The sequence below is a fragment of the Klebsiella sp. EMBS2024 genome (genome assembly GCF_036233805.1).
Taxonomy (GTDB): domain Bacteria; phylum Pseudomonadota; class Gammaproteobacteria; order Enterobacterales; family Enterobacteriaceae; genus Klebsiella; species Klebsiella pneumoniae.
In genome coordinates this window covers 1,116,771-1,129,008 of record NZ_JAZARW010000001.1, presented here as the reverse complement: position 1 = coordinate 1,129,008, position 12,238 = coordinate 1,116,771, and the positions used below count along the sequence as shown (strand labels likewise).

The following is a 12,238-nucleotide window of genomic DNA, read 5'->3' as shown; positions in this document are numbered from 1 at the left end:
AGTCGCGGTAGCTCAATGGCCGGGCAGCGATCCATCACTACGCTCAATCCGGCTTCCCTGGCCAGCACCGCAGCCTGCTCATTGATCACCCCCAGCTGCAGCCATAGCGTTTTCGCGCCGATGGCTATCGCCTCCTGCGCTACGCCCCACGCCGCTTCTGAATTACGGAAGACATCAACCATGTCGACCTTTTCCGGAACGTCGGCGAGCGTCGCATACCCCTGTTGTCCCAGCAGCGTCTTGCCCGCCACCTTCGGCGAAACCGGGATAACGTGATACCCCTGATCCAGCAGATACTTCATGACCCGGTAGCTCGGACGGTCAGGCTTGTCGCTGGCTCCGACCAGCGCAATCGTCCGTGTCGAGGTCAGGATGCCAGCAATATCATTCTCTTTCATGGTTTCCTCCTGCTATTTCACTTAAGTGTATGCTAATCCGCAGCAGGGGGCCATCCAGCCTAACCCACAGATTCAGCAAAATTTTCATCCCCGATGCTTGCAGCGACAGCCACATTCAGTAATCTGTTTGCAGGTCAAAATGTGGAATGAAAATATGGAACTGACAACACGTACCCTGCCTGCGCAAAAACATATCGCGCTGGTGGCTCACGATCACTGCAAAGATATGCTGATGAAATGGGTTGCTCGCCATCAGGCGCTGCTGGCGCAACATATTTTGTATGCTACCGGCACTACCGGTAATCTCGTCTCCCGGGCTACCGGCCTGGAGGTTAATGCCATGCTGAGCGGTCCGATGGGCGGCGACCAGCAGGTGGGTGCCCTCATTTCAGAAGGCAAAATCGACGTGCTGATCTTCTTCTGGGATCCGCTGAACGCCGTTCCCCACGACCCGGATGTCAAAGCGTTGCTGCGCCTGGCCACCGTCTGGAACATTCCGGTCGCCACTAACGTCTCCACCGCTGACTTTATTATCCAGTCGCCGCACTTCGGTCAACCGCTCGATATTCTGATCCCGGATTATCCACGCTATCTTGCCGAGCGCCTGAAATAATCGAGCCGCGATTACGGCTTCCTGGCCACGGGCACATCCAGCGCCTGCAGGATCTCGACAAACGGCGAAGGTTGCGCCTTGTTAAATAACAGCCATACCCGGTGACGAGCGCGGGTGAGCGCCACGTACAACAGTCTACGCTCCTCCGCATCCGGAAAATCTTCCGGCTGTGGCAGGAGCGCCTGCTCCATAATCGACTCGCGCGCCGGGGCCGGAAACGCATCCTCCCCCTCCTGCAGTCCCAACACAATGACAAAGTCAGCCTGCTGACCTTTGCTGGCATGAATCGTCATAAAATCAAGCTGCAGGTGCGGCCAGCGCGTCGCCGCTTTGTTGAGCGCCTCAGGCTTCAGATGGTGATAACGGGCAAGCAGCAGGATGCGCTGCTCGGGCTTAACGTAACCGCTCAGCTTATCCAGAAGATCGTCCAGCTTGTCGTCGGCTAACAGCGTGACGGCCTTTTTATCACCTGCCATAAGGCTGTTCAGCGGTTTGCTTAACTGATGCGGATTTTGCTGGATAAAGCCATTGGCTATTTCGCCGATACGCCCGTTAAAGCGATAGGTGGTATCCAGCGCACAGCAATCCCCTTCGCCAAAGTAGTGGTTGAATGCGGTGGTCAGAGAAAGCTGCGCCCCGCTGAACCGATAGATCGCCTGCCAGTCATCCCCGACGGCAAAGAGCGTGGTTTGGCTATTCTGCCGGCGTAACGCGGCCAACAGCGAGGCTCGCTGCGGCGAAATATCTTGAAATTCATCCACCAGAATGTGTTTCCATGGGCTGACGAAGCGGCCTTTATCGAGAATATTGACCGCCTGATGGATCAGGCCGGAAAAATCGACCGCATTCTCGGCCTTGAGCGCCGCTTTCCAGTCTTTCATCAGAGGCGACATCAGCTTCACCCGTTTACTGAACAGGTCGCGTACCGCTTCCGGCGCCCCGGCAATCATCTCCGCCTGGGAGCCGCCGTGCATGCGCATCAGGCTCACCCAGCGGTCAAGCCGGCTGGCCATCCGCCGCTGCACCTTTTTGTCCTGCCAGAAGTCCCCCTCCGGCAGTTGCCAGCCCATCTCTTCTTCCAGCCACAGGCGCCAACCTTTCGCCTGCGCTTTTTTCTCCTGGCACTGCTTTTGCCAGCTTTTCAGCAGCAATGCGTGGCGGGCCGCAGTATCGCTTTCCAGCTTACTGATAGTGGGCACTTTTTTGCTGCCCTGCTGAATAATATGCAACGCCAGCGAATGGAAAGTACGCGCGGTAATATCATCTGATGCCAGACGCTCGCGGATCCGCTCATCCATTTCCTGCGCCGCCTGGCGGCCGAATGCCAGCAGCAAAATTTGATCTGCCGCGGCTTCTCCCCGCGCCAGCAGCCAGCCCGCTCGCGCCACCAGTACCGAGGTTTTACCGCTGCCCGCTCCCGCCAGCACCAGCAGGGAGCGCTCGCCGTTCACTACCGCACGCGCTTGTGACGCATTGAGCGGGGACGACTCAACGCTATCAAAAAATTCGCGATATTGCTCCAGCATCGCCTCGGTAAAGGCCTGGTTATGGGCCAGACGCGTCGCTTCAATATCGCCTAACCAGCGCTGACACTCCCGCCACAGCTCCCGGCAGTTATCAAAGGCATCAAGCCGACTGGTGGGCATCGGCAAACCAGTCAACGCATGGCGTATATTATCCTGAACATCCGCCACCTGCTGACGGGTTAGCCACTTGCCTTCTGCGCGAGTGTGCTCGATCGTCGCCAGCTGCTGCTTCAGCACGCCGGCGGCGATATTGCTCATCTCCGTGCTCCACTGCTGCCAGAGTGTGTGTAAATGATGATAAAAGCGCTGCGTTTCACTCCACTCGGTACCGTGCAAACGCACGACTTTCCCGTCCGGTAGCACAAACTCCAGTTCGCCCCAGACCAGACCGCGCTTACAATGCACTGACAATAACTGATTGAAAGGGATAAGATACTCATGACGATCGCCGGAAACTTTTACCCCGGCGTTCAGTAGCTGCACCCGATCATAAGGGTGCTGAGCCATGCGTTTGCCCAATGTTGTCGCTTTAAGTTCCATATAATGTCGATTTTCAATCAGGGTGGATTGTTTTTCAGTTTAACCGCCCCGGACCAGGTGCTCCAGCGCAAAAAAACGTTACAATCATCAGGTCTTATTATCCACCGGGCAAAACCGAGGCTTTATGCGTACCATTCTGAATATTTTGAACTTTATCCTTGGCGGTTTCGCCACCACTCTAGGCTGGCTACTCGCCACCCTGGTCAGCATCATTCTGATTGTCACGCTGCCGCTGACTCGTTCCTGCTGGGAAATCACTCGCCTTTCGTTATTTCCCTACGGTAACGAGGCGATTCATGTTGACGAGCTCGAGCCGGGGCGCAAAAACGGTCTACTGAACGCCGGCGGTACCGTTCTGAACATTCTGTGGTTCATTTTTTTCGGCTGGTGGCTCTGCCTGATGCACATTTTCAGCGGTATAGCTCAGTGCCTGACTATCATAGGCATCCCGGTGGGGATCGCGAATTTCAAAATCGCCGCCATCGCCCTCTGGCCGGTGGGTCGCCGGGTCGTTTCTGTGGAAACCGCGCGTGCTGCGCGTGAAGCCAATGCGCGTCGTCGCTTTCAGTAACCGAACGGAACACGGACATGATTAGCCCCCTGCTACGCCGCTACACCTGGAACAGCGCCTGGCTTTATAACGTACGAATTTTTATCGCGCTCTGCGGCACAACGCTGTTTCCCTGGTGGATCGGCGAAGTCAAACTGACCATCCCCCTCACCCTCGGCGTCGTGGCTGCGGCTCTGACCGACCTTGACGACCGTCTGGCCGGCCGTCTGCGTAATCTTGCCATTACTCTGGTTTGCTTTTTTATCGCCTCCGCCTCCGTGGAGCTGCTATTTCCGTGGCCGCCGCTGTTTGCCCTTGGTTTGACCGTGTCTACCATCGGCTTTATTTTGCTTGGCGGCCTCGGTCAGCGCTATGCGACCATTGCCTTCGGCGCCCTGCTTATCGCCATCTACACCATGCTCGGCGTCACGCTGTACGATCATTGGTATCTGCAGCCGTTGTTCCTGCTGGCGGGGGCCGTGTGGTACAACCTGCTGACGCTGTCCGGGCACCTGATCTTTCCGATTCGTCCATTGCAGGACAACCTGGCGCGTAGCTATGAGCAGCTGGCCCGCTATCTTGAGCTCAAATCCCGGCTGTTTGATCCTGACCTTGAGGATGAGAGCCAGGCGCCGCTGTACGATCTGGCGCTCGCTAATGGCCAGCTGGTAGCTACGCTTAACCAAACCAAGGTCTCGCTGCTAACCCGACTGCGAGGCGATCGGGGCCAGCGCGGAACCCGCCGCACCCTGCAGTACTACTTTGTGGCCCAGGATATTCATGAACGCGCCAGCTCATCGCATATTCAGTATCAAACCCTACGCGATCAATTTCGCTATAGCGATGTGATGTTCCGTTTCCAGCGTATGCTTTCGATGCAGGCGCAGGCCTGCCAGAAACTGTCGCGGGCGATTCTGTTACGCGAACCCTATCAGCATGATGCCCATTTTGAACGGGCGTTCATGCATCTCGATGCGGCACTTGAGCGCGTGCGCGCCGGCGGCGCATCCGACGAGCAGCTCAACGCCCTCGGGTATTTACTGAATAACCTGCGCGCTATCGATGCTCAGCTGGCCACCATTGAATCGGTGCAAACCACCGCGCCTGCCGGGAGTAATACCGAGACGCTGCTGGCCGACGACAGACTCGGCGGTCTGAGCGATATCTGGCTGCGCCTGCAGCGCAATATGTCGCCAGAGTCGGCCCTTTTCCGCCACGCAGTACGTATGTCGTTGGTGCTCTGCGCCGGCTATGCCTTTATCCAGTTTACCGGGCTCCAGCATGGCTACTGGATCCTGCTAACCAGCCTGTTCGTCTGTCAGCCGAACTATAACGCCACCCGCCATCGCCTGGCGCTAAGGATTATCGGCACGCTGGTTGGGGTGGCGATCGGCCTGCCGGTCCTGCTGCTGGTTCCCTCTGTTGAAGGGCAACTGCTGTTGATCGTCCTGACCGGCGTGCTGTTTTTTGCCTTCCGTAACGTGCAGTACGCCCATGCCACGATGTTTATTACGCTGCTGGTGCTGCTGTGCTTTAACCTGCTTGGCGAGGGCTTTGAAGTCGCGCTGCCGCGTATCATTGATACGCTGATCGGCTGCGCCATCGCCTGGGCAGCGGTCAGCTTCATCTGGCCGGACTGGAAATTCCGCAACCTGCCGCGGGTGCTGGACCGGGCAATGAACGCGAACTGCCGCTATCTGGACGCGATTCTGGAGCAGTATCATCAGGGCCGCGACAACCGGCTGGCCTACCGTGTCGCGCGTCGTGACGCCTACAACCGTGATGCTGAGCTGGCCTCCGTCGTCTCGAACTTATCGACTGAACCACGCGCGGATGCCACCCAGCGAGAAACCGCCTTTCGTCTGCTATGCCTTAACCACACGTTCACCAGCTACATCTCCGCTCTTGGCGCGCATCGGGAAAAACTGTCCACGCCGGAAATCCTCGCCCTGCTGGATGATGCAGTCTGTTATGTGGATGACGCCTTGCACCATACCCCCGCGGATGAACAGCGGGTGCAACAGGCTTTGAACAGCCTGCAAAGCCGGATCCATCATCTGGAACCGCGCGCGGACAGTAAGGAACCCTTGGTCTTACAGCAGATTGGCCTGCTGCTGGCGCTGCTGCCTGAAATCTGCCGCCTGCAGCAACGGGTCCACGCCCAAACCGAATAACAAGGCTTTTCCGCTACCGGGTAGCCGCCCATTCGAGAAGCTCCTGACGCCGTGGCATCGGGAGCGCGGCGGCATGTACCCCGGCAATCGCCCCCTCCAGCGCCAGCAATACGCTCAGCGATAAAGAAGCATTATTTACGCGTAGCCTCAGCCATGCCTCCTGCGCACCAACTTCCCGCAACGTCCTAACGTCCGGTATGCCCGCGTGAATCAGCTGCAATTCCATATGAAAGCTGATATTGGGTAAATCCTTCAGGCGGCCCGACGCCCGTCGGCAGTTCTTTTCGCGCTGCGCACTCTGCCACGACAGTAGCGATAGCCGAAAAAGCTGCTGCTCATCGCGCCATAAAGTGTCGTCAATTTGATAATACTTCAGCGGCACTATGCGGCCGTGTCGGCGCAGCGTTAACAGAGGATTACGATGTTCCACCCGATAAGCAGCGCTCTGCTCGCAGGCCTTCAGATAAATGTTCCCCTCGGCCACCATCGCAAATACCGTATCATCAATAGCCAGGCTGTAGCCGCCAAAGAGCGGACGAGTATGCAGTTGACCCAGCGGTGAGACGCAGGCCTGAAATTGCGGGAGCCGCGGACAAACTAGTTTTCTCATGATCATTCCTTTGTTAATCATGTAATTAAACTTAAGTTGTTAACGGATCCGCTAAGAGAAAACATAAGGGACTTCCCGGGCAGCAGCAAGATGATTTTCGCCGACTTTTTCACCAGAATGCGGTTTTGCGAGACGCTTTCAGAAAATCGCAAGCGTTGCAGCAATCGACAGGGAGAAATGAAACCATTAGCGCGCGTTAAGGATTGGATAATGCAGGGGCTTCTTTTGACAGATAAGGAACCACGAGAAGCGATTAAATTCCCGGCAGCAAAATGGCAAATTGCGGTTGATCTTTTCCCCTGGCGAAGATACTGTATATGCATACAGTAACTAAAGGCGGGATAGACTATGTTTACTTCAGCTCACGCAAACCGTTCAGCACAGGCTTCTGCTCCGGCAGGCCACTACGCTCATCGTTCTGGCGAACAGAACACCAATGGGCTGATCAGTGAAATTGTCTATCGTGAAGATCAACCCATGATGACGCAGTTATTGCTGCTACCTTTATTACAGCAGCTGGGTCAACAGTCGCGCTGGCAGCTGTGGCTCACGCCGCAACAAAAGCTCAGCCGCGAATGGGTTCAGTCCGCCGGTCTGCCGCTGTCCAAGGTCATGCAAATTAGCCAGCTCTCTCCCTGCCATACCATAGACTCAATGATCCGTGCCCTGCGCACGGGTAATTATAGTGTGGTTATCTGCTGGCTGGCGGAGGAGTTAACCGCTGACGAACATGAACGTCTCGTTAACGCTGCCCAGGTAGGGTCCGCGATGGGATTCATCATGCGCCCGGTGCGAAATCAGGGCACGCTCGGCAGACAACTCAGCGGGCTAAAAATTCACTCAAATTTGTATCATTGAGTGAAATTAGGATTATTCCTGGAATTTTTTTTACCGCTGGGAAAGGTACAGCGTTTTTTATGGTCTTTTTCGCGGAATGCCTGCCACACGGGGATTTCTGTCTTTTTTTCGTGTACGAAAATCAACCATATTTGTTAAATATTGTGTACACAACCCTTTTTTTTCATATGCCTGACAGAGTTCACACTTGTAAGTTTCGAACTAAGTTGTAGACTTTACATCGCCAGGGGTGATCGGCTTACGCTGCATGTATCAGCATAGTTAACAACAAGTCACGCCCCCGGTGAAGGATTTAACCGTGAGGTCTTTTGTAACTTCATGGCGAATTTTGGATGATAATGAGGCGCAAAAAATGAAAAAGACAGCTATCGCGATTGCAGTGGCACTGGCTGGCTTCGCTACCGTAGCGCAGGCCGCTCCGAAAGATAACACCTGGTATGCAGGTGGTAAACTGGGTTGGTCCCAGTATCACGACACCGGTTTCTACGGTAACGGTTTCCAGAACAACAACGGTCCGACCCGTAACGATCAGCTTGGTGCTGGTGCGTTCGGTGGTTACCAGGTTAACCCGTACCTCGGTTTCGAAATGGGTTATGACTGGCTGGGCCGTATGGCATATAAAGGCAGCGTTGACAACGGTGCTTTCAAAGCTCAGGGCGTTCAGCTGACCGCTAAACTGGGTTACCCGATCACTGACGATCTGGACATCTACACCCGTCTGGGCGGCATGGTTTGGCGCGCTGACTCCAAAGGCAACTACGCTTCTACCGGCGTTTCCCGTAGCGAACACGACACTGGCGTTTCCCCAGTATTTGCTGGCGGCGTAGAGTGGGCTGTTACTCGTGACATCGCTACCCGTCTGGAATACCAGTGGGTTAACAACATCGGCGACGCGGGCACTGTGGGTACCCGTCCTGATAACGGCATGCTGAGCCTGGGCGTTTCCTACCGCTTCGGTCAGGAAGATGCTGCACCGGTTGTTGCTCCGGCTCCGGCTCCGGCTCCGGAAGTGGCTACCAAGCACTTCACCCTGAAGTCTGACGTTCTGTTCAACTTCAACAAAGCTACCCTGAAACCGGAAGGTCAGCAGGCTCTGGATCAGCTGTACACTCAGCTGAGCAACATGGATCCGAAAGACGGTTCCGCTGTTGTTCTGGGCTACACCGACCGCATCGGTTCCGAAGCTTACAACCAGCAGCTGTCTGAGAAACGTGCTCAGTCCGTTGTTGACTACCTGGTTGCTAAAGGCATCCCGGCTGGCAAAATCTCCGCTCGCGGCATGGGTGAATCCAACCCGGTTACTGGCAACACCTGTGACAACGTGAAAGCTCGCGCTGCCCTGATCGATTGCCTGGCTCCGGATCGTCGTGTAGAGATCGAAGTTAAAGGCTACAAAGAAGTTGTAACTCAGCCGGCGGCTTAAGTTATAACCGATAAAAAAACCCGCTTCGGCGGGTTTTTTTTATGCCCTCTCGCCCACTTCAGCGGCTGAGAGCTGTGAAGCAGCCCCCGGCCAGGGCAACCACCAGCAGGCGGGTCGACGATCCTACCTGGCTATTCTTTCCCTAACAGTACCTGCAGATCGTGCTTCAGGCTCGACATTTTGCTGGCATATTTCTCTTTGTGCTCGGCATCTTCAATCAGCTGGACGATGGTTTCAGACAAGGTTTTGCCCCGCCGCTGCGCCAGGCCAGCAAGACGCTGCCAAACGACAAACTCAAGGTCGATAGACTTCTTACGCGTATGCTGATGCTCAGCGTTAAAATGGCGTTTCCGTCGCGCGCGGATAGTCTGCTTCATGCGGTTCATCAGCGCCGGATTCATATGCTGCTCAATCCAGGCATGCACCAGCACAGGTTCATTCTCGAGCGTCAGCAAGTCATCTACCGCAGCTTGCGCAGCGCTGGCCTCAATGTAGCGGGTAATCAGCTCACCTTCCCGGTGCTTCTTTACCAGATATTTCCATTTCCAGCCGCTTTCAAGATTTTCCAGTTGTTGATATTTCATTGCGATCTCAATGTGACCGTGTAACTCATTTCAGGATATCAGTTTTTTTCTGATGTGCTGAATATAAATCATTATTCGTGAAGTCTGCGACCGGGTAATCATCAGGGTAACCATAATCCTCCGTGTGCTCGGTCGCGGCATCAGGTATAATTGCGCGCTTTACATCTAACTAAAAAACAGCGACTTTGACCATTACGAAACTGACCCGAACCGACCTTGCGCCTGATCTGGAAGCTTACCAGGCGCTGTTTGCTCAAGCTGAACTTTCCCATCCGGCCCCCTCCCTCTCGGGCGATCTGCAGCCGCGTTTGTTCTATGGGCTTGAGCAGCTGCTGTACACGCCGGCAGTCTCCTCCTTCATGCTAGTGAAAGCCCCTGAAGAGCCGGAATATCTGCAATGGCTGGCGGCTGAAACCCGGACTCTGCACGAGCCTGCCGCACCGCTTTACGGCGTCCGCTATGAGGTAACCGACGCTCAGGTGACGCTCGCACCGGCGCAGGGCGCTGAGGATAATTTCGCCAGCACTGCCCCGGTCGTGATGGCCGATTGGGTAGAAGCGGAACAGCTGTTTGGCTGCGTACGCCAGTTTAACGGTGCAATCACCCTCCAGCCTGGGCTGGTCCATCAGGCCAACGGCGGCGTGCTTGTGCTTTCGCTACGTACACTGCTGGCGCAACCGCTGCTGTGGGTGCGTCTGAAAAATATGGTGACTCGTCAGCGCTTTGACTGGCTTTCTATGGATGAATCGCGTCCGCTGCCGGTCAGCATTCCCTCTATGCCGCTGAGTCTGAAAATCATCCTGGTGGGCGAACGCGAATCGCTGGCCGATTTCCAGGAAATGGAGCCGGAGCTGGCTGCGCAGGCGATCTATAGCGAGTATGAAGACACTCTGCAGTTTGCTGACGCCGACACGCTAAAGGCCTGGTGCCAGTGGGTATGGCAGAATGCGCAGCAGCTGGAGCTGCCGGGCCCGGCAGCCGATGCCTGGCCTCTGCTGATCGATGAGGGAACGCGCTATACCGGCGATCAGGAGACCCTGCCGCTCAGTCCGCTATGGATAACCCGCCAGCTGCGGGAAGCCGCCGCCTTCTGCGAAGGCGAGGAGATTACCGGCGAAGCGATGCAGACCATGCTGGCGCGCCGGGTATGGCGTGAAGGCTACCTGGCGGAGCGTATGCAGGATGAAATCCTGCAGGAACAGATCCTGATTGAAACCGAAGGCGAATGCGTCGGGCAGATCAACGCCCTGTCGGTGATCGAATTCCCCGGTCATCCACGCGCGTTCGGTGAACCTTCACGCATCAGCTGCGTCGTGCACATTGGCGATGGCGAATTTATCGACGTCGAACGTAAAGCCGAGCTGGGCGGTAACATTCATGCGAAAGGCATGATGATCATGCAGGCTTTTCTGATGTCCGAGCTGGAGCTGGAGCAGCAGCTTCCCTTCACTGCTTCGCTGACCTTTGAGCAGTCCTACAGTGAAGTGGATGGCGACAGCGCCTCCATGGCGGAACTCTGCGCCTTAATCAGCGCCCTGGCCAACGTACCGATAAATCAGAGCATCGCGATCACCGGCTCCGTCGACCAGTTTGGTCGCGTGCAGCCGGTCGGCGGCCTGAACGAGAAAATTGAAGGCTTCTTCACTATCTGTCAGCAGCGCGGTTTAACCGGCAAACAGGGAGTGATTATCCCTGCCGCCAACGTTCGTCATCTCAGCCTGAGCCACGAGCTACGTCAGGCCGTTGCCGACAACCAGTTTGCTATCTGGGCCATTGACGATATTACCGAAGCGCTGCCGATGTTGACCCAGCTGATGTGGGACGGTGAAGGACAGACGCTGCGACAAACCATTCAGGAGCGGATAGCGCAGGCGACCCAGCAAGAGACTCGCCATCGTTTTCCGTGGCCGCTACGCTGGTTAGGTGGGACAAGTTCTAACTGATCGGACTTGTTCAGCTTACACGTGTTAGCTATCCTGCGTCCCGAACTTAAAATAAGGCTTACTGAAAACATGGTAGATAAACGCGAATCCTATACAAAAGAAGATCTTCTTGCCTCTGGTCGTGGTGAACTGTTCGGCGCGAAAGGCCCGCAGTTACCGGCACCAAACATGCTGATGATGGACCGCGTCATCAAAATGACCGAAACCGGTGGTAACTACGATAAAGGTTATGTTGAGGCAGAACTCGACATCAATCCTGACCTGTGGTTCTTCGGTTGCCACTTTATCGGCGATCCGGTGATGCCGGGCTGCCTGGGCCTGGATGCTATGTGGCAGCTGGTCGGGTTCTATCTTGGCTGGCTGGGCGGCGAAGGCAAAGGCCGCGCGCTGGGCGTTGGCGAAGTGAAATTCACCGGTCAGGTTCTGCCGACCGCGAAAAAAGTCACCTACCGCATCCACTTCAAGCGCATTGTTAACCGTCGTCTGATTATGGGACTTGCGGATGGTGAAGTGCTGGTTGACGATCGTCTGATCTACACCGCGAACGATCTGAAAGTGGGTCTGTTCCAGGATACTTCCGCTTTCTGATAACATTCAGTAGCGATTAAAAGGCGAAGCCCCCGCTATGCGGAGGCTTCTTTTTTAAAGAGACAGTGTCAGGCCGTTAGTACCCTGTCCTCCATGGCTTCTCGCCAGCCTCCCAGCCACCATGAGCGTTGATTCAGGCTCTGGTATGGACACATTTCTTTCGATCTTCCCGCGATACCCGCCTGATATCCGCGTTGGTGTGCCCGTTCCAGGCGATCTCGTTTTTGTCTCTTCATGCCTCGTTTCCCTCATTCTTTGATCTGGTGGAAAAGAAAACAGTGGTCGCAAATTGTGCAGCCACGGGTTACGAATACCGCGAAAAGAAGGCAACGTCAATGCGCAAAATTCACGCCAGTGTCATATTTGTGACCTATATAAGAGTTCATTTTTCGTTCGCTCGGCGTAGCCGCCGGTAACGAACTGACCTGGCA

Annotated in this window: 12 protein-coding genes; 7 read left to right on the top strand and 5 right to left on the bottom strand. The window is 55.5% G+C overall.

The genetic code is table 11. From position 1 onward, the window contains the following. On the bottom strand, positions 1-398 hold a 398-nt coding region (locus VZP09_RS05080; RefSeq protein WP_218783697.1), incomplete at its 3' end, for a CoA-binding protein. Between the two features lie 154 nt (positions 399-552). Here VZP09_RS05080 and mgsA point away from each other — a divergent pair. Further along, positions 553-1,011: a methylglyoxal synthase gene (mgsA, locus tag VZP09_RS05075; RefSeq protein ID WP_002898432.1), complete on the top strand. Its 459-nt coding sequence runs from the start codon at positions 553-555 to the stop codon at positions 1,009-1,011. 11 nt (positions 1,012-1,022) lie between these two features. Here mgsA and helD read toward each other — a convergent pair whose 3' ends face one another. Continuing rightward, complete coding sequence (gene helD / locus VZP09_RS05070) at positions 1,023-3,077, bottom strand: DNA helicase IV (RefSeq protein WP_009485779.1); 2,055 nt, start codon at positions 3,075-3,077, stop codon at positions 1,023-1,025. A 124-nt stretch (positions 3,078-3,201) separates the two neighbouring features. On the opposite strand from helD, the gene VZP09_RS05065 reads away from it, so the two are divergent. Together VZP09_RS05065 and yccS are read left to right on the top strand one after the other, a co-directional pair. Continuing rightward, positions 3,202-3,648, top strand: a complete 447-nt coding sequence (locus tag VZP09_RS05065; protein WP_002898425.1) for a YccF domain-containing protein — start codon at positions 3,202-3,204, stop codon at positions 3,646-3,648. A 17-nt stretch (positions 3,649-3,665) separates the two neighbouring features. Beyond that, positions 3,666-5,801, top strand: a complete 2,136-nt coding sequence (gene yccS, locus VZP09_RS05060) for a YccS family putative transporter (protein ID WP_002898422.1) — start codon at positions 3,666-3,668, stop codon at positions 5,799-5,801. 13 nt (positions 5,802-5,814) lie between these two features. Here yccS and VZP09_RS05055 read toward each other — a convergent pair whose 3' ends face one another. After that, a complete protein-coding gene (locus VZP09_RS05055; protein WP_305195232.1) occupies positions 5,815-6,411 on the bottom strand; it encodes a TfoX/Sxy family DNA transformation protein in 597 nt (198 codons plus the stop codon). A gap of 348 nt (positions 6,412-6,759) precedes the next feature. Between VZP09_RS05055 and sulA the strand changes: the two genes are divergently transcribed. Next, a complete protein-coding gene (gene sulA / locus VZP09_RS05050) occupies positions 6,760-7,269 on the top strand; it encodes an SOS-induced cell division inhibitor SulA (RefSeq protein ID WP_004179215.1) in 510 nt (169 codons plus the stop codon). Between the two features lie 352 nt (positions 7,270-7,621). Next, positions 7,622-8,692, top strand: coding sequence for a porin OmpA (gene ompA / locus VZP09_RS05045; RefSeq protein WP_002898408.1), 1,071 nt, complete (start codon positions 7,622-7,624; stop codon positions 8,690-8,692). Positions 8,693-8,823: 131 nt separating this feature from the next. Here the strand turns inward: ompA and matP are convergent, their stop codons facing one another. Next, positions 8,824-9,276: a macrodomain Ter protein MatP gene (matP, locus tag VZP09_RS05040; protein ID WP_002898404.1), complete on the bottom strand. Its 453-nt coding sequence runs from the start codon at positions 9,274-9,276 to the stop codon at positions 8,824-8,826. A 185-nt stretch (positions 9,277-9,461) separates the two neighbouring features. On the opposite strand from matP, the gene VZP09_RS05035 reads away from it, so the two are divergent. Next, entirely contained in the window at positions 9,462-11,219 is a 1,758-nt protein-coding gene (locus tag VZP09_RS05035) for an AAA family ATPase (RefSeq protein WP_004147851.1), read from the top strand. A 69-nt stretch (positions 11,220-11,288) separates the two neighbouring features. Next, positions 11,289-11,807, top strand: coding sequence for a bifunctional 3-hydroxydecanoyl-ACP dehydratase/trans-2-decenoyl-ACP isomerase (fabA, locus tag VZP09_RS05030; protein WP_002898398.1), 519 nt, complete (start codon positions 11,289-11,291; stop codon positions 11,805-11,807). A gap of 68 nt (positions 11,808-11,875) precedes the next feature. Here fabA and rmf read toward each other — a convergent pair whose 3' ends face one another. Next, on the bottom strand, positions 11,876-12,043 hold the full coding sequence (gene rmf, locus VZP09_RS05025; protein WP_002898396.1) for a ribosome modulation factor: 168 nt from the start codon (positions 12,041-12,043) through the stop codon (positions 11,876-11,878). Between the last annotated feature and the right edge of the window lie 195 nt (positions 12,044-12,238).

Excerpts from the sequence above, each read along its gene's own strand:
- mgsA (WP_002898432.1), top strand. The coding sequence starts at position 553 with ATGGAACTGACAACACGTACCCTGCCTGCGCAAAAACATATCGCGCTG.
- fabA (WP_002898398.1), top strand. The coding sequence starts at position 11,289 with ATGGTAGATAAACGCGAATCCTATACAAAAGAAGATCTTCTTGCCTCT.
- rmf (WP_002898396.1), bottom strand. The coding sequence starts at position 12,043 with ATGAAGAGACAAAAACGAGATCGCCTGGAACGGGCACACCAACGCGGA.
- helD (WP_009485779.1), bottom strand. The coding sequence starts at position 3,077 with ATGGAACTTAAAGCGACAACATTGGGCAAACGCATGGCTCAGCACCCT.
- ompA (WP_002898408.1), top strand. The coding sequence starts at position 7,622 with ATGAAAAAGACAGCTATCGCGATTGCAGTGGCACTGGCTGGCTTCGCT.
- matP (WP_002898404.1), bottom strand. The coding sequence starts at position 9,276 with ATGAAATATCAACAACTGGAAAATCTTGAAAGCGGCTGGAAATGGAAA.
- VZP09_RS05055 (WP_305195232.1), bottom strand. The coding sequence starts at position 6,411 with ATGAGAAAACTAGTTTGTCCGCGGCTCCCGCAATTTCAGGCCTGCGTC.
- VZP09_RS05065 (WP_002898425.1), top strand. The coding sequence starts at position 3,202 with ATGCGTACCATTCTGAATATTTTGAACTTTATCCTTGGCGGTTTCGCC.
- sulA (WP_004179215.1), top strand. The coding sequence starts at position 6,760 with ATGTTTACTTCAGCTCACGCAAACCGTTCAGCACAGGCTTCTGCTCCG.
- yccS (WP_002898422.1), top strand. The coding sequence starts at position 3,666 with ATGATTAGCCCCCTGCTACGCCGCTACACCTGGAACAGCGCCTGGCTT.